We start from the raw sequence: 20711 nt of genomic DNA on the forward strand, positions 1-20711 counted from the left end.
GAACCTGCCATGGCACTGCCCCTGCTCGAAGATCACCGTGACCTGGCGGAAGCGGTAGCCGCATTCGCGAACCGCTTCGGTGGCATCGCCGACACGCGCAGCAACGTCAAGCGCTACGTCGCCGGGGATCGGCTGGACTCCTGGGATGGATTGGTCCGTCAGGGCCTGCACGCAGTGCACCTGCCCGAGCAATACGGCGGTGACGGGGCAGGACTTGCCGAACTGGCTGTGGTAGTCGAGCAATTGGGCGATGCGCTCTATCCGGGACCGTACGTTCCCACGGTCATCGCCAGTGGGATCCTTGCAACAGCCACTGGCTCGGCCGCGGAGACAATGCTGACCGAATTGGCCACCGGTGCAACCGGAGCAGTCTGCACCGGCGCGGGATTGCGCGCGGCTCGCAGCGATGCCGGGTGGACGGTGAGCGGTTCTGCCGACCCTGCCCTGGGTTTGCCGGGAGCCGATGTCGTTCTCGTGCAGGCAAACAGCGAAGATGGTGAGTTGTGGTTCCGGCTCGAACCGTCGCCTTCCGCTGCGGTGGAGGTCGAAGACGGAGTGGATCTGACACGGTCGATCGGAACACTGACGTTGACCGATCACCAGGTCGACACTGGGCTGATCGTCGACGGTCTCCAGACGCACCGAGTCGAACTGATCGTCAACACGGTGTTGGCTGCGGAGGCAAGCGGTATCGCCGGGTGGGCGCTACGCGCCGCGGTCGACTATGTGAAGTCCCGTCAGCAGTTCGGTCGTCCGGTCGGAAGCTTCCAGGCAGTCCAGCACAAGGCAGCCATGATGCTGGTCCGCTCCGAGATTGCCTGCGCCGCAGCGTGGGATGCGGCTCGATCCGAGGACCACGACGAGGATCAGCAGAAACTTGTCTCGGCTCAAGCCGCGTTGGCTGCACTGCCCGTCGGCATCGAAAACGCCCTCGAATGTGTGACGTTGCTCGGCGGAATCGGATTCACCTGGGAGCACGACGCCCATCTGTACTGGCGCCGGGCGATCAGTATTGCGGCGCTGGCAGGATCCGAGGTGAAGTGGGCACACGCCTTGGGCGGCCGGTCTGCCGATTCGGTCCGCGACTTCTCCTTTGTCGACCCGGACATGCTGCCGGAGTTGCGAGAGCAGGTTCGAAGGGTTCTGGACGAAGTTGCGCTGCTGCCGGACGACGGAACCACCAGCGCGAGTTGGGCGCCGGCCAAAGGTAGCGCTCGACGCGCACGATTTGCCGACGCCAAACTGGTAGCCCCGCACTATCGGGCGCCGTACGGTTTGGGGGCCGGACCGAGGGAACAAGCCGTCATCGCACACGAATTCGCGATGCGAGGTTGGGCTCAACCGTCCACGGTGATCGGAGAATGGGTACTGCCCACGATCCTCGAACACGGCAACGCCGAGCAACAGGACAGGTTTGTCGAGCCTTCTCTGCGAGCCGACATCATCTGGTGCCAGCTCTTCAGTGAGCCGGGCGCGGGATCAGACCTGGCCGGTCTGAGTACCAAAGCCCGCAAGGTCGACGGTGGCTGGGTTCTCTCGGGTCAGAAAGTATGGAACTCGGGTGCGCACGAGGCGGATTGGGGAGTCTGCCTGGCACGTTCCGACGCGGACGCTCCGAAACATCGTGGGCTGTCGTACTTCCTGGTCGACATGACTTCGAAGGGCATCGACGTACGTCCACTCAAGCAAGCCACCGGTAAGTCGGAGTTCAACGAGGTATTTCTCGACGACGTCTTCGTGCCGGACGACTGCCTGGTCGCGGAACCGGGTCAGGGCTGGAAGTTGGCTGCGACAACACTGTCCAACGAGCGTCTGAGCATGGGCAGCACACTTCACCACGGTTCGAGCGATCAATTCCGTCAGGTGATTGCCGATGCGAGCCACGACTGCCCCCGCGAGGACGCGGCGGAAGGCCTCGGCCGCAGTATCTCTCGTGAACTGGCGCTGTCCGCGATGAATCTGCGCGGAGTGTCGGCGCGACTGGCAGGTCAGGAACCGGGCGCCGAGATCAGCGTCTCGAAGGTGTACAACGCCCTGGCACAACGCGAGGGCTCGCGGGACCTGCTGCGTCTGCTCGGACCGCGCGCCGCCGTTGTCGATCCGGCAGCGAACTACGCAATAGACCACATCGGACTGCCCTCGATTCTGTTCGGCGGCGGAACCGTCGAAATTCAACTCAACGTCATCGCGCAGCGCGTACTCGGCCTGCCGCGTTCGTAGATCTTAGGAGCTTCACCATGTATTTGGATTTGTCGGAGGAGTCGAAGACTCTGCGCAAGGAATTGCGCGCGTACTTCGCGGAGATCATCAACGAGGAAGATCGTCGTGCTCTCGTGGATCAGACCGAAGGCGGCCCCGTCTTCGATCGCATTCTGCGCCGGATGGGTAAGGACGGTTGGCTGGGCTTGGGGTGGCCGGAGGAATTCGGCGGCCGGGGTGAGAACCCCGAAGCTCTGTACGTGTTCTACGACGAGGTGATTCGCGCCAATGCGCCGCTGTCGCTGGTCACGCTGAACACCGTCGGACCCGCTCTGATCAAGCACGGGACGCAAGCTCAGAAGGACTTCTTCCTGCGTCCGATCCTGGCGGGCGAATTGATCTTTGCCATCGGCTACACCGAACCCAATGCGGGCACCGATCTCGCGGCACTCGAAACGCGCGCCCGCATCGAGGGCGACGAGCTTGTCATCAACGGCAACAAGATCTTCACCAGCGCCGGTGTGTTTGCCGACTGGGTCTGGCTTGCCGTTCGTACCGATCCTGACGCGCCGACGCATCAGGGCATTTCCGTGGTCCTGGTGCCGACCAGCTCGCCGGGTTTCTCGGTAACCGAAATTCACACCGTGGGTGGAATCAGCACTTCGGCAACCTATTACGAAGATGTTCGGGTGCCGATCACCAATGTCGTCGGTGAGCTCAATCAAGGGTGGAAGCTCATCACCAACCAGCTCAACCACGAACGTGTGGCCCTGGCGGCGCGCGGTGGTATAGCCAACGAGCTCTTTGCCGAGGTGGTCGAATGGGCAAAGACCGAACCCGCCGGTGACGGCCACGTCTACGACATCGGTTGGGTACGTGAGAAATTGGCAGAGGTCTACGCGCTGCTCAGTGCTGCCGACCTGATGAATCTGCGACTGGTGGCGGACGTCGCTGCCAACACGTTGGGCGGTGGCGATTCAGCTGCGGCCAAGATCTTCGGCACCGAGGCCGTCGTCAGTGCTTACGGCATGCTGCAGGAAGTGCTGGGCGCCAAGGGCTTACTGCGCCCCGGCACACCCGGAGCGGTACTGGAAGGGCGGGTCGAGAACCTGGGTCGACGCGCCCAGAACAACACCTTCGGCGGTGGAACCAACGAAGTGATGCGTGAAATCGTCGCCGCAAAATGCCTGGGCATGGCGCTTGCTGCGCGTCGCCGGCCCGCTGCACAGAATGAAAAGAGCTGACATGGAATTCGAGTTCGACGACAACTTGTCCGCCGTGCGGGATCTGAGTGAATCGATCTTCTCGGCGAAGTCCGGAGTGGACCGCCTGCGGGAAGTGGAGGGCGCCGGCGGTTTCGACGCCGAACTGTGGAAGCTCCTCGCCGACTCCGACGTGCTGGGAATTGCTCTGCCGGAAGAGGTCGGGGGAGCGGGTCTCGGAATGCTCGGTCTGGCAGCGGTGCTGGAACAACAGGGTCGCCGAGTCGCCCAGGTACCGCTCTGGTCGGTGATTTCCACGGCGGCGCTGCCGATCGCGGAGTTCGGCAGCTCGGAGCAGAAAGCGTCGTGGCTTCCGGGACTGCTCGACGGCTCGGTGATCGTCACAGGTGCCTTCGACACCGGCTACAACGCCGAGACGGCAGTTCGCGCCGAGCCGGCGCCTGACGGTTGGGTTCTGTCCGGACGCGTCGACTCCGTACCGGCCGCCGAGTTCGCCGCAGCACTGGTTGTTCCGGTGACGATGCCGGACGACAGTGTCACCGTCATGATCGTGCCGACGGATCGGGACGCGCTGGTGCGAACACCGCTTGCGGTGACGAACCGCGAGAGCAACAGCGCTGTGCAGTTCGACGGGGTTGCCGTCAGTGCAGCCGACGCACTTCCCGCAGACGGCACGGTAGTTCGAGACTGGACGCTGCGGCGTGCACGGGTGGCACTGGCTGCTCTGACCACCGGCGTCTGCGAGGAAGCGCTGGCGATGACGGCGAAATACACCTCGGAGCGCGTGCAGTTCGGCCGTCCGCTCTCGACCAATCAGGCAGTGGCAGTCCGGGCCGCCGACGCGTACCTCGACACCGAGAGCACAAGATTGACCACCCACCGCGCTGCCTGGTTGATGGACAGCGGAGTTGAGAGTGAAGCGGAAGCGGCTGCGCTGGTCGCCAAATGGTGGGCCTCGCGCGGCGGTTTGCGCGTCGTGCACGCGACCCAGCACCTGCACGGCGGGATGGGCGCGGATGTCGACTACCCGATTCACCGCTACTTCCTGTGGGGACGCCAGATCGCCTTCACCTTGGGGAGCGCGGGGGCGATAGGCGCCGAACTCGCCGATCAGCTGGAAATCCGCGCTCAGATCGGGGCGTCGGCGTGAATATCTGAGACATCGGGTTCCAGTCACAGGCAGCGCGTCGGCAATCATCGCGCTACTCTGCCCTTCGTGAATCGCACCAGTTCGTTCATCAGGCCGTTGGTTCCGCGGGATCCGCACGAGCCGCATCGGGTGGCGACGCCGCTCGAACTGCTCACCGACCTCTGCTTCGTCGTGGCGGTCGCTCAAGCGGCCACCGGTCTGCACCATGCGATCAGCGAAGGGCACGCGGCCTCGGGCGTCGGACACTTCGCGATGGCATTCTTCGCGATCTGGTGGACGTGGCTGAACTTCACGTGGTTCACCTCGGCGTACGACAACGACGACGGAATTGCCCGCCTGCTGACCATCTTCCAGATCCTCGGGTCGCTGGTTCTTGCCGCGGGCATCGTCCGCTTCTTCAACGACGACGCCCTGCTGATCATCGTCGGCTACGTCATCATGCGAATAGCTCTGGTCATCCAATGGCTCAGGGTTTCGCGGAACGACCCGGAACACGCACTGACGGCTCGTCGATACGCTCTCGGAATCGTTCTGGTCCAACTCGGTTGGATCGGTTTCTACTTCGTGCCCTCCGCCATCTACGTTCCGACGTTCCTGGTGTTGGTTCTGTGCGAGTTCGCGGTTCCGATCTGGTCCGAGAAGCCGGGCATGACGCCGTGGCACCCGCATCACATCGCGGAGCGGTACTCGTTGTTCTTCATCATCGTTCTGGGCGAGACGATCCTCTCGACCACCATCGCAATTCAGGACGCGGTCGACGGTGAGCATCCGGCAGCGCAGGTCACCTACGTCGTGATCGGCGGAATCCTGATCGTCTTCAGTCTGTGGTGGTTGTACTTCCAACGCAATGCCGGCGAAGTGATCGGCGGTGACAACGTCTCACCCTTCGTCTGGGGGTTCGGTCACTACTTCATCTTCGCGGCCGCTGCCGCCATCGGTGCAGGATTGGCCTCACGTGTCGACTTCTGGACCCATCACGGCGACGGCAGCGCGTTGGTGACGGGTGCCGCCGTCACCGTTCCGGTCGCGGTCATCCTCGCGGCCTTGTGGTTCATCCACATTCGACTGCACGACTCGTCGGTACGCACTCTCGCACCGTTCTCGGTCGCGATAATCGTCGTCCTCGGCGGTACCTACACCGCAGTGCCCGAACTGGTCGCGGGACTGGCCTGCGCGGCGCTGTTGGCCGTGGAACTGATCCTGACCGAGGGCAAATCCGAAACCGTCTGAGCGCTCATTCGGCGGCAAGGAATATTGCCTTGGTGACCGCGACGGTCTCCAACGGTCCCTTCGACGGTCCGACCAGCACCGTCCACCGATCTTCGGAACGATCTATCGGATAGCTGCTTTCGGACCACACGATCGGGGTATCCGCCCCCTGCCCTCGGCAGGAGTAGGCGCCCGCCAGGCTTGGGTTCGATTCGGGAGAGGGCCACGAACCGCCGTGTCGGACGCGGCAGAGAAGACCGTTCTCGAGTTCGAGCCCGAACGGAGGAGGGTCGGTCGGCGGCGGATATGCCTCGACGCCGTCCACACCCCGAGCGGTGATCAGTTCTGTTCCCCAGGGAAATTGCAGGCAGAGAATCGAATCGGGCTCCGGACCGACCCAACACGCGTCCGCCCCGTCTGCGGTGATTCCGCAGGTGATGACTCCCGGCGTGACTGCCGACTGCGATGCCGCGTAGCACTCGCTGATCTTCATGGCCGGTGTCGTGACACTCCAACCGGACTTGGGTTTGCCGGAACCGTCGACGGCAACAAGATTCACGATCTCGGTCGGGGTACCGCCTGCCGATGATCCCGCAGTCGCAGGCAAGCATCGGCAGAGGACTATGCGGGTGATCGTTCCCTCATCCGCTTTCTTACTTTCGGGTGTGAAGGTGATGCGATACCCGGTTCCCGCTTCGGTGTCAGCCGGAAAGACTGCGACGGATTCACCGTCGGAATTGGTTGTGGCAGTGAAGGGACCGTACAGTTCGGCGGCGCGCTGCATCTTCTGGCCGACGGTCAGTCCGTCCAGTGTGGCAGCGCCGGTCCGGGGCGCAATTTCGACGAGAACGCCGTCGGTGAAGGTCAATTCGCAGTCCTGCCACTGGACGACCACTGTTCCGGTCTTCGATAGCGGTGCCAGGTCGCCGGCCACCTTCCGCGCCTCACCCTCGGTCATGCCGATCCGAAGGTTGCGGAAGCCGCTGGTGGAGAGTCGCTCCCGTGCGGATTCGGGATTCGAGGCAACCGCCAGCCGTGCGGTGAGTTGCGCCGCGTTGGCGGCGTCGATCGCCATGCCCCCGGTTGCGTCGGAGATGCACGTCAACTGGGCGGACGCAGCGGCGTCGAGCTTGAATCCGATGGTGTGGATGGTCAGGCCAGGATCGTGAGGTATCGCTTCGGTGGACTCGCACGGAGGTTTGGGGGAGCAGGTGTCCTCCCCGTCGGAGACGAGGATGATCGTGCGCTCGCCATCGACGGGGAGCGCGGCGGCCGCTTGCTGAAGTGCAGACAGGATCGGGGTGTATCCCGACGCGGACAGCCCGTCGATTCCCGCTGCGAATGCGTTTCGATCGAGTGGGCCGAGGGGCACGACTGTCTTGATGTCGCGGCAACCCACGTCCTTCTCGGCGTCGCTGCTACCCGTGGAGGTGCCGTACGCGATCAGACCGAGCGCACCCTCGTCTGGAAGGCCACTGACGAGAGTGTGAATCGCGTTCTTGGCGGCGTCGATTCGAAGGCCGGGAGCGTCGTCCTGCTTCATCGACCCCGAGGCGTCCAGCACGATGACGGTAGGCGCCGTTGCGCTCACTTCTGAAGCCGGAGCAGCAGCGACAGTTGCCTGCTGGGTCCCGCCTGCTTCTTGGTTTCCACCGCCGCCCTGCGTCGAACATCCGACGGCAATGATCGCAGTCGCTGCAATACAGATCGCCACACGAAGACGCATGGAACGAGACTACGAGCTGCCGCAGTCCGCCAACAGTCGTCCGAACGGACGACACTGGCTCAGCGAATCGCGAGTCGTTCCTTGCGGAGCTTGTCGACCTCGGGCAGATGCAGGGGTTCCAGCTCGTTCACACCCAGGGCGCGCATGAGCAGGAGGTCCGCGAGTTCGGGGTTGCGAGCCAAAGCGGGTCCGTGCATGTACGTCCCGATCACCGAACCCTGCACGACGCCTTCGAATCCGTCGCCGACGCCGTTTCCGACGCCATGGGTGACCCGCGCAAATCCGGAGGCCGAGCTACCCAGAGTTGTTCCGCCGCGGTGGTTCTCGAATCCCGAGAGGGGCGCGGTGAGTCCGTCGATCAGCGGCTTCGTGATGACTTCGCCGATGGAGCGCTTCTCTTGCGGTGAGGTCGTGACGTCGAGCATCGAGACACCGTCGACGCGTTCGCCGCTGGAGGTTTCGTACCAGTTGCCGAGCACCTGAATGGCAGCGCAGATCGCCAGAACCGGTGCGCCACGCTCGGCGGCGCGTTGCAGGCCAGGGTATTTCGCGAGGTGGCGCGTTGCGAGGCGCTGAGCGGAATCCTCGGCGCCACCCAGCGTGTACACGTCGAGCGAATCGGGGACCGGATCGCTGAGGGTGATGTCCACGATCTCGGCGTCGTAGCCGCGCATCCGCAGACGCTGACGCAGGATCAGGGCATTGCCGCCGTCGCCGTAGGTACCCATCACGTCGGGGAGGACCAGACCGATGCGAATTGTCGAGTCAGACATTGCGAGACTCCTTCGCGATGGCGGTGTTGAGGTCGCGGAAGGCCGTGTAGTTCGCCAGTACCTCCACACGTCCGGGAGGGCAGGAAGCTATGGCGCGCAACGGATCCGGATCGAGGGTGTGCTCGACGCCTGCGTACGTGAGGCGAACTGCCAGATCGGTTCCGCGTTCGCCGGCGGCCACTACCTTGACGCCTTCGAAGTGTTCGAACTTCACGTCCCACAGCCAGGAGAGGTCTTCGCCGTCCGGCACCTGACCGTTCACCGCGATCACGAGTCCGTCCACCGTGGGGTCGATCATCGACAGCGCTTCCTGCCAACCCGCGGGATTCTTCGCGAGCAGCATGTGAACGGAGTGCGGTCCGACCTCGACGGTGCTGTACCGACCGGCGACTTCTTGAACCGTCGACGCGGCGGCAACTGCCCCGACCGGATCTGCGCCCAAAGCCGCTGCTGCCGCTACGGCCTGAGCTGCGTTACCGCGGTTGGCTTTTCCGGGGAGGGTCAACGTCATCGGAATCTTCAGGCCGTCGGGGCCGTAGAGATTGTCGTCGTCGAGCCACCAGGTCGGCTCGGGCCGCGCGAAGTCGGAACCGGTACTGCGCCAGTGCTTTCCCTCCCACACGATGGGTTCCCCGGTGCGCGGGCAGCTGACGGAATCGCCGGCCCAGCCGCCGCCGGCCGCAACCCACACGACGTTGGTGGCGTCGTATGCCACGGAGGTGACCAGTACGTCATCGCAGTTGGCGACGATCACCGCATTCGGATGCGCGTTGACGCACGCGCGCAGTTTCCGTTCGATCATGTTGATCTCGCCGACCCGGTCGAGCTGATCGCGGCTGAGGTTCAGCAGCACGATCACTTCCGGGTTCACGGCGTCGGCTACGTGGGGGACGTGCAGTTCGTCGACCTCGAGTGCCGCCAGCGTCGCATCGGTACGCGCTGCCAGAGCGGCAACGATCCCGGCATCCATGTTGGCGCCGTCGGCCTGGGTCGCGACGTCACCGAGTGTCGCGAGAGCTGCAGCGGTCATACGCGTGGTCGTCGACTTGCCGTTGGTGCCGGTGACCACGACGGTGCGCTTGCCGCGTCCGAGCTGAGTCATGAGCGTCGGGTCGATCTTGAGAGCGATCAGCCCGCCGATCATCGAACCCTTGCCGCGACCGGCCTTCTGCGATGCCCAAGATGCTGCTGCGGCAGCTCGCATGGCGAGCTTTCCGCGCACTGTGATCGATAGTCCAGTTCCCACGGCCCGAGTTTGGCACAGGGCGTCGTCAGACGCCGAGTCGCGCCGGTGGTGAAGCTGCAGGTGTGTCCGAGAAAACAGTGCCAGCGGGCTTGCGCCTCATCTGTGCGGCACTCGCTCCGGCAATCACGATGACAGCCCCGACCAGCGACAACGGGCTCGGATCCTCGTGCAGGAACAGCCAGGACGCGCCGATTCCCACCACCGGCACCAGGAGGGAGAGCGGCGCGACCATGCCGGCCGGGTAGCGGCCCATGAGCATCGTCCAGAGCCCGGATCCGGCGATGGTGCCGAGCACGATGATGTAGGCCAGCCCGACCAGCGAGGGCCAGGCGTCGGCGCTGAATGCGGTGCCGAGTGCGTGCCAGCCGACGGTGGGGCCCTCGACCACGGCTGACAGTGCGAGCATCGGCAACGGCGGGATGACACACATCCACAACATCAACCGCATCGGTGCGGGATCGCCGACGGTGTTCGCCGCGGCCAAGCGGCTGCCGAGATTGCCGAATGCCCAGGACAGACCGCCGAGGAGCGTAAGGATCACGGGCAACAGTGCCGCATGGTGCGAGCGGTCCCAGCCGATCAAGGACATACCGGCAACGGCGACGGCGATACCGGAGACCTGCCAGACGCTGAGCTTCTCGCGGAGCAGGAACGCGCCGAGTAGGACGGTGAACGGTGCTGACGACTGCAGGACAAGTGATGCAAGGCCCGTCGGCATCCCCGAATGCATCGCCCAGAAGAGGAAGACGAACTGGCCGAATCCGAAACCGAATCCGTAGAGCAGCAACCAACGGAGCGGTACCTGCGGACGCGGCACGAAGATGACCACCGGAATCGCGATGATCAGAAACCGCAGCGCTGCGAAGAAGAACGGCGGGAAATGATCCAGGCCGACGCGAATGGCCAGGAAGTTCAGACCCCACAAGACGATCACGGTCAGGCCGAGGAGACGGTCGCGGGGAGTCATGACGTTAATCGTGAGCCTTACAAAGCATCAGAACAAGCGAATATAGATGCACTATCCATGTAGTTTTACTACATGGATATTCGTCACCGTATGGATGCCACTCGCTTGCGGATTCTCCGCGAGCTCGCCGACCGAGGAACCGTCGGCGCTACTGCTCTCGCCCTCTCGATGACGCCGTCCGCCGTCTCGCAACAACTCAAGATCCTCGGCCGAGAGGCGGGGGTCTCGCTCCTCGAGCCGGACGGGCGCACGCTGCGCCTCACGGACGCGGGTCGAGCGCTGGTGCTTCGCGCCGACGACGTGGTGGCGGCGCTCGACCGGGCAGCGGACGAGATGGCGTCGTACCGAGGCTCGCCGCGCGGCAAGGTGCGAGTCGCGTTCTTCCCCTCCGGCGCGGCACTCCTGCTGCCAGGTGTCCTGACGGCGCTGAAGAACTCGGACGTGGACATCGACGCCTACGACGTCGACAAGCCGGCGTCGGCCGTCCCTGGGCTGTTGGCCGATCACGATGTGATCCTCACTCACCGTGACGAACGCGGAGCCGAGACGTCATTTCCCCGGGTCAGCGTGCAACCGCTGATGCGTGAACCGATCGATCTGGTGCTGCGGCCTGATCATCCACTCGCCGAGCAGGATTCGGTTCGGTTGGAACAATTGGCCGATGAGAACTGGATAAGCGTGCGCGGCGGGTTTCCGGTCGACGACGTTCTGCTGTCGGTTGCGTCGGTAACCGGGGTCCAGCCTCGCGTCGCTCATCGGATAAACGATTTCCGCGTCATCGAAGAGCTGGTGGCGGCGGGTCACGGCGTGGCTTTGATGCCGCGTTACGCGATCACGCATCCCGGAGTATCGAGGAAACCGGTGGCGGGAGTGCGCGCTGCACGCGTTTATGAATTGGCAACTCGATTACATTCCGATCGCAGTCCGGCAATCGGAGTGGTACTCGACGCCTTTCGTGACGTCGCACGTGCTGTTGGTGAATGAACGACAGTTGGTGAATGAACGCAAAACGGGAGCGACACGATTAGTGTCGCTCCCGCTTCGGTAGTGCAATCTCCACTGACTATTGAGGCCCGGTTAAGTGGAGGCCGGTTATCGATGGCCGGAATCAGGCGAGCGCCTTGGCCTTCAGTGCCGCGAATTCTTCTTCGCTGATGGTGCCGGCGTCGAGAAGTGCCTTTGCATCTGCGATGGATTCAGCCGGGGACTTTCCGGCAACCTCACGGATGTAGCTGTCCTGTGCGTTCTTGACCTGCTGCGCAGCCTCGAGGGACCGCTGTGCCATTCCATCACTGCGAACGATCAGGTAGACGAGCGAGGTGAGCAGCGGAATGAAGAACAGGAAGACGATCCAGATTGCCTTCACCCAGCCGGAGGTCTTGTGATCGCGGAACAGGTCGGTGATGATCGAGAAGAGCAGGATCAAGTACGCGATGAACGCGAAGCTGATGATGATCAGCCAGAGGAAGTCCCAAAAGGAATCCATTGTCGAGCTCCATTTCACAAGTCGGATTTGTCTGAGCTGACTATCTCACGCGCACGTGGCGTCTGCATCATCCTCGATGGGTGAATTCTTTTTGTTAACTTCGCTAACCGACTCTTTCGGGACCAATGTCATGCCGAATCGAAAACATGGACCGAAAATCTTCAGTGCCCTGAAAACGACCCTGGTCTCACCCGAAAATCGGGTGAGACCAGGGATTGTTCACGAGTCGGGAGCTGAGTGTCAGCTGGCGCGGTTCACTGCCGAGACCACAGCGCGCAGCGAGGCCGTCGTGATCGACGTGGCGATACCCACACCCCAGACAACGGTGCTCTGACCCTCCGGGCCCGTCACGGCGCACTCGACGTAGGCCGCGGCCTGGGCGTCGTCACCGGCGGACATCGCGTGCTCGGAGTAGTCGAGGACACGAACGTCGAAGTTGATGCTTCCCAGCGCGTCGACGAAGGCAGCGAGCGGGCCGTTACCGGTTCCCGAGATCTCCTGCTCCTTGCCGTTCACCTTGACGATCGCGGTGATCGCATCGGTGCCGCCGTCTTCCTCGGACGCGGTGACCTTCTGCTTCATGCGCTCGAGCGGGGTGATGGGAGCGAGGTACTCCTCGTGGAAGACGTCCCACATTTCCTTCGGCGAAACCTCGCCGCCCTCACCGTCGGTGATCTTCTGGACCGACTGCGAGAACTCGACCTGCAGACGACGCGGCAGCACGAGACCGTGATCGGCCTTCATGATGTACGCGACGCCGCCCTTGCCGGACTGCGAGTTCACGCGGATGACGGCCTCGTAGCTGCGGCCGACGTCCTTCGGGTCGATCGGCAGGTAGGGGACCTGCCAGAGAATGTCGTCGACGTCGGAGTTCTGGCTGTCGGCGTCGACCTTCATGGCGTCGAGGCCCTTGTTGATGGCGTCCTGGTGGCTGCCGGAGAATGCGGTGTAGACCAGGTCGCCGCCGTACGGATGACGCTCGTGGACGGGCAGCTGGTTGCAGTACTCGACCGTGCGACGGATTTCGTCGATGTTCGAGAAATCGATCTGCGGGTCGACGCCACGCGTGAACATGTTCAGAGCGAGAGTGACCAGGCAGACGTTGCCGGTGCGCTCACCGTTGCCGAACAGGCAGCCTTCGATACGGTCTGCGCCGGCCTGGTAGCCCAGCTCGGCTGCAGCGACGCCGGTGCCGCGGTCGTTGTGGGGGTGCAGCGACAGGATGACCGAATCGCGGCGAGCCAGGTTGCGGTGCATCCACTCGATGGAGTCGGCGTACACGTTGGGCGTGGCCATCTCGACGGTGGCAGGCAGGTTCAGGATGACCGGGTTGGCAGGCGTCGCACCCAGGGTTTCGGTGACGGCGTCACAAACTTCCTTGGCGTACTCGAGCTCGGTGCCGGTGTAGGACTCGGGGGAGTACTCCCAGCGCCAGTTCGTGTCCGGGTACTTCTTGGACTCGGCCAGGACCAGCTCGGCGGCGTCGGTGGCGATCTTCTTGATCGTGTCCTTGTCGGCGCGGAACACGACGCGGCGCTGCAGGATCGAGGTGGAGTTGTAGAAGTGCACGATCGCGTTCTCGGCACCTTCACAGGCCTCGAACGTGCGCTTGATCAGCTCGGGACGCGACTGCGTCAGCACCTGGATGGTGACGTCGGACGGGATGGCGCCGTCCTCGATGATCTCGCGAACGAAATCGAAGTCCGTCTGGCTCGCGGACGGGAAGCCGACCTCGATCTCCTTGTAGCCCATACGAACCAGGAGATCGAACATACGACGCTTGCGCGCCGGGCTCATCGGATCGATCAGCGCCTGGTTGCCGTCGCGCAGGTCAACGGCACACCACTGGGGTGCTCGGTCGATGATCTTGTCCGGCCAGGTGCGGTCGGGCAGCGTGACCGTCTCGACCTCTTCGGCGAACGGGCGGTAGCGGAACGTCGGCATCGACGAGTTCTTCTGCGTGTTCCACGCAGGCTGGTCGGACGGTGCCGGCTTCGTGGGCGGGGTGATGGTGCGAGTGCCGGTGGTGAATGCGTCAGCGGGGGACATGGGTGTGATCTCCAGGATTGTGGACCCGGCCTGTTGACCTGTTGGTCAAGACCATGAGTCCGGAAGGCTTGGTCGACCGGCGCACAAAAACCCCGCGGCGGGAGGCCAGTCTGGATCAGACCCCGTCGCGGCAACCAAGAAGGAGTGCGCGCTGCATGCACAGCACTCTACTCCTGGATTTCGCGAGAAATCGGTGGGGTTCGCCCTCATGTCCAATTTGTCGCCGAATTGTGCTGCCGTTTCGGCCCCGAAAATGGTGGACTGTCGTCCATGGATCCCCGAATCGCCGTGGCGAGCACGTACCTCGACGCGCTCCGCAGTCACGATGGCAGTTCCGTACCGCTGGCCCCGGACGCGGTACGCCACGAGGTCGGGCTCAAGACCGGATTTTCGGGGAATCATTTGCGGCGCAGCCTTTCCGGAGGTCCTCAGTATCGCGTGATCCGCGACATTCGTGAGGTGGAGTGGACGGTCGACGGGGACGACCTGACGGCTGACTACCTCCTCGACGCCGGGTTGTTCGGGCGGAACCTGATGACCGTTCGGGTTACCGAGACCTTCCGGATACCCGCTGACGATCACCGCATTCACCACATCACCGCGAAGATTCGACCGGCGCGCGCCAAGCACACGTGATGCGCTCGATCCGCTGGATCGTCTGTTCACTGCTGATCGTTCTCGCTGGTCTCGGTGCTGCCGGCTCGGTGCTCGCACTGTTCGTCCACACCCAGGTGAACGACACCGACAGTTACGTCGAGACGGTTGCCCCGTTGGCTTCCGAACCTGCTGTCCAAGCGGCTGTCGTTGATCGGCTGACCGAGGAACTGACGCAGCGGTTGGACCGGTTTCCGCAGGTGGTGACGAGACAAGCCGAGAAACTTGTTCGGGAGGCGGCTCAGTCGTTGGTCTCCAGCGACCAGTTCGCGACGCTCTGGACCGCGGCCAACCGTCAGGCGCACGCGCAACTTGCTGCGATGGTGACCGGCAGAGCCACCGACGGCATCGTTCGGTCCGACGACAGCGGAACAGTCACCTTGTCCCTCGAGCCGATCATGACAGAACTGCGGACGAACCTCCGCGATCGCGGATTCACCGTCGTCGATCGTCTCCCGACGTTCGATCCGCAGTTCGAGATCCTGCAGTCCGACGATCTGGTGCGGGCTCAGGACCTCTCGAACTCTCTCGACCGAGCAGCGGCTTGGCTGCCGTGGGTGTCGGTGGCGTGTGCGATCGCGGCCGTCGCAGTTGCACCGGGGCGAATGCGGGCGCTGTCCCTGGTCGGGCTGGCGACCGCGGTGGCGATGATCGCCCTGCTGGTGGCGCTGGCCGTCGTGCGTCGGGTCTATTTACAGAATTCAGACATACCGTCATCTGAGGCGGCAGTCGCGGTGTACGACGCGCTGGCAGTTTCGCTGGTCAGCAGTATCCGCGTCCTTCTCGCCTGCGGAGTTGCCGTCGCGGTGGTCGGTTACGTTGCCGGTGGCTCGCGTTCTGCGACGTTGATGCGAGCGCGGATCTCGCAACTGATCCCGCGGGGATCTGAGGCGAACAGCAGTACGCATCGGGAAGTCCCAGGACCACCTCGGTAAGCTCGACCTCTGGTATCTGTAAACAATTTCGACCTGGAGGTAGAAACGCGTGGCTCTCGTCGTCCAGAAGTACGGCGGATCCTCGGTGGCAACCGCCGAGCGCATCCGACGAGTCGCTGAACGGATCGTCGAGACCAAGAAGGCCGGCAATGATGTCGTCGTCGTGGTGTCAGCGATGGGCGATACCACCGATGAGCTGCTCGACCTGGCTCAGCAGGTGTGCCCTTCCCCGCCGGCCCGTGAAATGGACATGCTGCTGACCTCGGGTGAGCGCATCTCCAACTCCTTGGTTGCGATGGCAATTCATTCTCTCGGTGCCGAGGCTCGCTCGTTCACGGGCTCACAGGCCGGAGTCATCACCACCGGCAGCCACGGAAACGCCAAGATCATCGACGTCACCCCGGGCCGTGTTCGCACCGCGCTCGACGAGGGCTCGATCGTTCTGGTCGCCGGATTCCAAGGCGTCAGCCAGGACAGCAAGGACATCACGACGCTCGGACGCGGTGGCTCGGACACCACTGCCGTGGCGTTGGCAGCTGCTCTCGACGCGGACGTCTGCGAGATCTACACCGACGTCGACGGCGTTTACTCCGCCGATCCGCGCATCGTCCCCGACGCTCACCGCCTCGAGACGGTTTCCTTCGAGGAAATGCTCGAACTCGCAGCATGTGGCGCCAAGGTGCTCATGCTCCGCTGCGTCGAGTACGCCCGTCGCTACAACGTGCCAGTGCACGTCCGTTCGTCATACACCACCAAGCCCGGAACAATCGTGTCCGGATCGATGGAGGACATTCCTGTGGAAGAGGCCCTGATCACCGGAGTCGCGCACGATCGCGGCGAAGCCAAGATCACCGTTGTCGGATTGCCGGACACACCGGGACACGCTGCCAAGGTGTTCCGCGCTGTCTCCGATGCCGAGATCAACATCGACATGGTGCTGCAGAACATCTCCAAGGTGGAGACCAACAAGACGGACATCACCTTCACGCTGCCGACGGCTGACGGCCCGCGCGCGGTCGAGATCCTGACCAAGCGCCAGGAAGACATCGGCTTCACACAGATATTGTTCGACGATCACATCGGCAAGGTCTCCCTCGTCGGCGCCGGAATGCGGAGCCACCCGGGTGTCACGGCCACGTTCTGTGAGGCGCTGGCCAAGGCCGACATCAACATCGACCTCATCTCGACTTCCGAGATCCGCATCTCCGTGCTGGTCAAGGACACCGAACTCGACGACGCCGTGCGCGTTATCCACGCAGCCTTCGGACTGGGCGGCGACGAAGAAGCTGTAGTACACGCAGGAACAGGACGGTAATTTCTGATGACGACAATCGCTGTTGTCGGTGCGACCGGTCAGGTCGGCATCGTCATGCGCACTCTGCTCGAAGAACGTAACTTCCCCGCAGACAAGGTGCGGTTCTTCGCATCGGCACGCTCTGCCGGCAAGAAGCTGACGTTCCGCGGCGAAGAGATCGTTGTCGAGGATGCTGCAGCTACGTCCGACGAGGACCTGAAGGGCATCGACATCGCCCTCTTCTCCGCCGGTGCGACGCTCTCGCGCGCCCAGGCTCCGCGTTTCGCCGCTGCCGGCGCGACCGTTGTCGACAACTCTTCCGCGTGGCGCAAGGATCCCGAGGTTCCCCTCGTGGTCAGCGAGGTCAATCCGCAGGACGCGAAGAACCTGGTCAAGGGCATCATCGCGAACCCCAACTGCACCACCATGGCAGCGATGCCGGTGCTGAAGGTTCTGCACGACGAAGCTGGTCTGCAGCGTCTGATCGTCTCCAGCTACCAGGCGGTGTCCGGTAGCGGCATCGCCGGCGTCGAGGAACTGCTCGGCCAGGTGCGCGCCGTAGTCGGCGACGCCGAGAAGCTGGTTCACGACGGCAGCGCTGTCGACTTCCCGGCCCCGAACAACTACGTCGCTCCCATCGCGTTCAACGTCCTGCCTCTCGCAGGTTCGCTGGTCGACGACGGAAGCGGCGAGACCGACGAAGATCAGAAGCTCCGCAACGAGAGCCGCAAGATCCTCGGACTTCCTGATCTGCTGGTTTCGGGCACCTGCGTGCGCGTTCCCGTCGTGACCGGGCACTCGCTCGCGATCAACGCAGAGTTCGCCAACCCGCTCTCGGTCGCTCGTGCGAAGGAAATCCTCGCCGACGCTCCCGGTGTGGAGCTGGTAGAGGTTCCGACGCCGCTGGCCGCTGCCGGTGGCAACGCGTCGCTGGTCGGTCGCATCCGTCAGGACGAGGGTGTTCCGGAGGGCCGCGGACTCGCGCTCTTCGTCTCGGGTGACAACCTGCGTAAGGGCGCCGCTCTCAACACGATTCAGATTGCCGAGCTGTTGGTCGGCTAAGCATCTTTTTTGCCAGTGACCCCGTGCCTTGCGGTGCGGGGTCACTGTCGTTTTGCTGGTGCGTTTCAGTCCAGTTCGGAGATCGCGACCAGGCCGCCGAGGTCGTCGGCGTCCGAATACGCCTTGGCGAGAAGCGCACCGAGTTCACCGACAGGTTTCAGTCGTCTTTCTAGCGACCTACCGATTGGGCGAGAGCTACGGCGAAGCTGGAAAGTCGTTCTCGGGTATAGCTTTCGGGGTCGCTGACGGCCAACCGTCCGAGCATTTCGGCAAACGACATCATCGTGTGGGCGAGGAGAACCGGATCCAGTCCTTCGAGTTTCGGTTCGATGGCAATTCCGGCGCGGGCCAGTTCTTCGGCGCGAGCGAAAACGGCTCCGCGTGAGAGCTTCAACAGACCGTGATACTCGCTGGGTGCGTTCTCGACAGACGTGAGAATTAGGCGCCAGCGCGTCGGGTTCGCGAGTACGGCGTCGACGAAGGCTCCAACGGTTCCGGTGTACGACGCGGCTGGGCCGAGTTCGCTCAGATCTGTCGGCATGGTTTCGAGCACCTGAGCGATGGCTCGCTCGTGCTCGCGGCGCAGGAGTGCGGCAACGAGATCGGTCCTCGTGTCAAAGATTGTGTAGAGGACGGGCTTGCCGACGCCGGCTTCGGCGGCCACTGATTCCATGCTGAGGTTGTGCAGGCCAACGCGGCCGGTGACCTCGAATGCTGCGTCGAGAAGCTGTTCGCGACGTTGCTCGGGCGCCATGCGCGGAGCGTACTTTCGACGCGGTGTGTCCGTTGTGTCTGCCTGTGACCTGGTCATCGTGTGCCTCACCTCCGCTCCCACCCTAATCTGCCAGCCACTTCTCCATGAATCATACGCAACCGTTGTATTCGGCGTCTGCAATTGTTACGGTGGCGTTGTATTCGAGGGGGTGCTCAGTGAGGCGCCTCTGCCGAGATCTCGAGGAGAACAACCGCTATGACAGCGCCGAATGATCTGTTGCTCCATCCCTCCACTTACGATCGGCCGGAGTTCGACGCGACCACGCGGAGACTGCTGGGCGCGACCGTCGACTGGTTCGAGGCACGTGGAAAGAGTCGGCTCCTGGCCGACTATCACGACAAGACCTTCTACTCCGATTTCCTCGATTTCGCGGCGAAGGAAGGGTTGTTCGCCACATTTCTGACGCCGGCCCGCGACAGCGGTGGTGACTCCGACAAGCGCTGGGATACCAGTCGTATCGCCGCGCTGTCCGAGATCCTCGGCTTCTACGGACTCAACTACTGGTACCCGTGGCAGGTGACCATTCTCGGTCTCGGGCCGGTGTGGCAGAGCGACAACGAGACGGCAAGGGCGCGAGCAGCTTCCGCGTTGAATTCCGGAGGTGTTGCGGCATTCGGATTGTCCGAGAAAGAGCACGGCGCCGACGTCTACTCCACCGACATGGTCTTGACGCCGAACGGCGGTGGCGGCTACCTGGCCAGCGGTTCGAAGTATTACATCGGAAATGGCAACTGTGCCAACACGGTTTCCGTCTTCGGTCGCGTCGACGGAGCGGAGGGTGCCGATCAGTACGTCTTCTTCTACGCTGACTCGGACCATCCGGCATTCACCGTGGTGAAGAACATCGTTCCGGCGCAGATGTACGTAGCGGAGTTCTCGCTCGCCGACTATCCCGTTGCGGCAGAAGATATTCTGCATACCGGTGAGGCAGCATTCAGTGCCGCACTCAACACGGTGAACATCGGAAAGTTCAACCTGTGCTTCGGTGGAATCGGTATGTCGACACATGCGTTGTACGAGACGATCACCCACGCGCACAATCGAATTCTGTTCGGCAATCCAGTCACCGCCTTCCCTCACGTGCGACGTGAATTCGTCGACGCGTACGCTCGCCTGCTGGCAATGCGGCTTTTCTCGGATCGAGCGGTGGACTATTTCCGTACTGCATCGCCCGAAGACCGCCGCTATCTCTTGTTCAACCCCGTCACCAAGATGAAGGTGACAACCGAAGCGCAGAAAGTGATCGGACTGCTCTCCGACATCGCTGCGGCAAAGGGTTTCGAGAAGGACAGCTACCTCGCGGTGGCCAAGATGGATGTCGACGGGTTGCCCAAACTCGAGGGAACCGTCGCCGTCAATCTCGCCCTTATCGCCAAATTCATGCCGGCGTACCTCTTCGCCCCCGAGTCATTTCCGGCGATTCCGACGCGCAATGACGCCGCCGACGACGAGTTCCTGTTCCGTCAGGGCCCGGCACGCGGGCTGTCGAAGGTTCGATTCGATGACTGGCGAGCGGTGTACGCGAAGTTCGCGGATGTTCCCAACGTCGCGCTGTTCGTCGAGCAGGCAGAAGCGCTCGTGACCCTTTTGGCCGAAGCTGCACCGGATGCGGCGCAGCAGGTCGACTTGGACTTCGGATTGGCGATCACCGAACTCTTCACCCTCGTCGTCTACGGCCAGCTGATCCTCGAACAAGCCGAGATCTTGGGATTGGACGAGGGGCAGCGCGACGGCGGGGTCCTGGATCAGGTTTTCGATGTTTTGGTTCGCGACTTCAGTGCTGCGGCAGTGGAGTTGCACGGCAAGCCCAGTGCCAGTGAAGATCAACAACGGTTGGCTCTCGCATCCATTCGGCGCCCCGCGTTTGCGGCGGAGCGATTCGAGTACGTCTGGCAGCAGGTTGTGGCTCTGTCCGGTGCATACGAAATGAACGGTGCTCGCGAAACGAACGGGGAGGAATGAA

17 protein-coding genes are annotated in these 20711 nt (G+C 63.1%); 10 read left to right on the forward strand and 7 right to left on the reverse strand.

Features of this window, described 5'->3' with window-relative positions; all coding sequences use genetic code 11:
• The first annotated feature begins 9 nt into the window (after positions 1 to 9).
• The 4 genes from ACFQ6Y_RS15390 to ACFQ6Y_RS15405 all read left to right on the forward strand — a co-directional run bounded on the left by ACFQ6Y_RS15390 (position 10) and on the right by ACFQ6Y_RS15405 (position 5802).
• Positions 10 to 2220, forward strand: coding sequence for an acyl-CoA dehydrogenase (locus ACFQ6Y_RS15390; RefSeq protein ID WP_378634066.1), 2211 nt, complete (start codon positions 10 to 12; stop codon positions 2218 to 2220).
• Between the two features lie 17 nt (positions 2221 to 2237).
• Entirely contained in the window at positions 2238 to 3443 is a 1206-nt protein-coding gene (locus tag ACFQ6Y_RS15395) for an acyl-CoA dehydrogenase family protein (protein ID WP_378634069.1), read from the forward strand.
• A gap of 1 nt (position 3444) precedes the next feature.
• Positions 3445 to 4572 (forward strand): acyl-CoA dehydrogenase family protein, encoded by a 1128-nt coding sequence (locus tag ACFQ6Y_RS15400; protein WP_378634072.1) that lies wholly within the window; start codon positions 3445 to 3447, stop codon positions 4570 to 4572.
• A gap of 66 nt (positions 4573 to 4638) precedes the next feature.
• A complete protein-coding gene (locus ACFQ6Y_RS15405; protein WP_378536983.1) occupies positions 4639 to 5802 on the forward strand; it encodes a low temperature requirement protein A in 1164 nt (387 codons plus the stop codon).
• Positions 5803 to 5806: 4 nt separating this feature from the next.
• Here the strand turns inward: ACFQ6Y_RS15405 and ACFQ6Y_RS15410 are convergent, their stop codons facing one another.
• Genes ACFQ6Y_RS15410 through ACFQ6Y_RS15425 form a run of 4 tightly spaced genes read right to left on the reverse strand, consistent with a single transcriptional unit; the run spans position 5807 to position 10493 of the window.
• Entirely contained in the window at positions 5807 to 7507 is a 1701-nt protein-coding gene (locus ACFQ6Y_RS15410) for a VWA domain-containing protein (protein WP_378634075.1), read from the reverse strand.
• 59 nt (positions 7508 to 7566) lie between these two features.
• The gene (locus ACFQ6Y_RS15415; protein ID WP_019746560.1) at positions 7567 to 8280 is read right to left on the reverse strand and encodes a type 1 glutamine amidotransferase; all 714 of its coding nucleotides are present in this window, start codon (positions 8278 to 8280) and stop codon (positions 7567 to 7569) included.
• Positions 8273 to 9526: a MurT ligase domain-containing protein gene (locus ACFQ6Y_RS15420; RefSeq protein ID WP_021332917.1), complete on the reverse strand. Its 1254-nt coding sequence runs from the start codon at positions 9524 to 9526 to the stop codon at positions 8273 to 8275. Before ACFQ6Y_RS15420 ends, ACFQ6Y_RS15415 begins: the two co-directional genes overlap by 8 nt.
• A gap of 25 nt (positions 9527 to 9551) precedes the next feature.
• Complete coding sequence (locus ACFQ6Y_RS15425; RefSeq protein ID WP_378536993.1) at positions 9552 to 10493, reverse strand: EamA family transporter; 942 nt, start codon at positions 10491 to 10493, stop codon at positions 9552 to 9554.
• 90 nt (positions 10494 to 10583) lie between these two features.
• Between ACFQ6Y_RS15425 and ACFQ6Y_RS15430 the strand changes: the two genes are divergently transcribed.
• Entirely contained in the window at positions 10584 to 11477 is an 894-nt protein-coding gene (locus ACFQ6Y_RS15430) for a LysR family transcriptional regulator (protein ID WP_378542873.1), read from the forward strand.
• 124 nt (positions 11478 to 11601) lie between these two features.
• Here the strand turns inward: ACFQ6Y_RS15430 and ACFQ6Y_RS15435 are convergent, their stop codons facing one another.
• Positions 11602 to 11979 carry an SHOCT domain-containing protein gene (locus tag ACFQ6Y_RS15435; RefSeq protein WP_003943489.1) on the reverse strand — a complete coding sequence of 126 codons (378 nt, stop codon included), beginning with the start codon at positions 11977 to 11979 and terminating at the stop codon, positions 11602 to 11604.
• A gap of 240 nt (positions 11980 to 12219) precedes the next feature.
• Complete coding sequence (gene leuA / locus ACFQ6Y_RS15440) at positions 12220 to 14028, reverse strand: 2-isopropylmalate synthase (protein ID WP_003943488.1); 1809 nt, start codon at positions 14026 to 14028, stop codon at positions 12220 to 12222.
• A 270-nt stretch (positions 14029 to 14298) separates the two neighbouring features.
• On the opposite strand from leuA, the gene ACFQ6Y_RS15445 reads away from it, so the two are divergent.
• From ACFQ6Y_RS15445 to ACFQ6Y_RS15460, 4 genes are read left to right on the forward strand one after another with little or no spacing between them, the layout of a single operon-like run.
• Entirely contained in the window at positions 14299 to 14664 is a 366-nt protein-coding gene (locus tag ACFQ6Y_RS15445; protein ID WP_003943492.1) for a hypothetical protein, read from the forward strand.
• On the forward strand, positions 14664 to 15617 hold the full coding sequence (locus tag ACFQ6Y_RS15450; RefSeq protein ID WP_378634078.1) for a hypothetical protein: 954 nt from the start codon (positions 14664 to 14666) through the stop codon (positions 15615 to 15617). Before ACFQ6Y_RS15445 ends, ACFQ6Y_RS15450 begins: the two co-directional genes overlap by 1 nt.
• A 49-nt stretch (positions 15618 to 15666) precedes the next feature.
• Positions 15667 to 16932: an aspartate kinase gene (locus tag ACFQ6Y_RS15455; protein ID WP_378537006.1), complete on the forward strand. Its 1266-nt coding sequence runs from the start codon at positions 15667 to 15669 to the stop codon at positions 16930 to 16932.
• Positions 16933 to 16938: 6 nt separating this feature from the next.
• Positions 16939 to 17973 (forward strand): aspartate-semialdehyde dehydrogenase, encoded by a 1035-nt coding sequence (locus ACFQ6Y_RS15460; protein ID WP_378537010.1) that lies wholly within the window; start codon positions 16939 to 16941, stop codon positions 17971 to 17973.
• Positions 17974 to 18142: 169 nt separating this feature from the next.
• Here the strand turns inward: ACFQ6Y_RS15460 and ACFQ6Y_RS15465 are convergent, their stop codons facing one another.
• Entirely contained in the window at positions 18143 to 18784 is a 642-nt protein-coding gene (locus ACFQ6Y_RS15465) for a TetR/AcrR family transcriptional regulator (protein WP_378445687.1), read from the reverse strand.
• 138 nt (positions 18785 to 18922) lie between these two features.
• Here ACFQ6Y_RS15465 and ACFQ6Y_RS15470 point away from each other — a divergent pair, with 138 nt between their 5' ends.
• Entirely contained in the window at positions 18923 to 20710 is a 1788-nt protein-coding gene (locus ACFQ6Y_RS15470; RefSeq protein ID WP_378634366.1) for an acyl-CoA dehydrogenase, read from the forward strand.
• The last annotated feature ends 1 nt before the right edge of the window (position 20711 follow it).

The sequence above is a fragment of the Rhodococcus sp. NPDC056516 genome (genome assembly GCF_042794655.1).
GTDB lineage: Bacteria > Actinomycetota > Actinomycetes > Mycobacteriales > Mycobacteriaceae > Rhodococcus_F.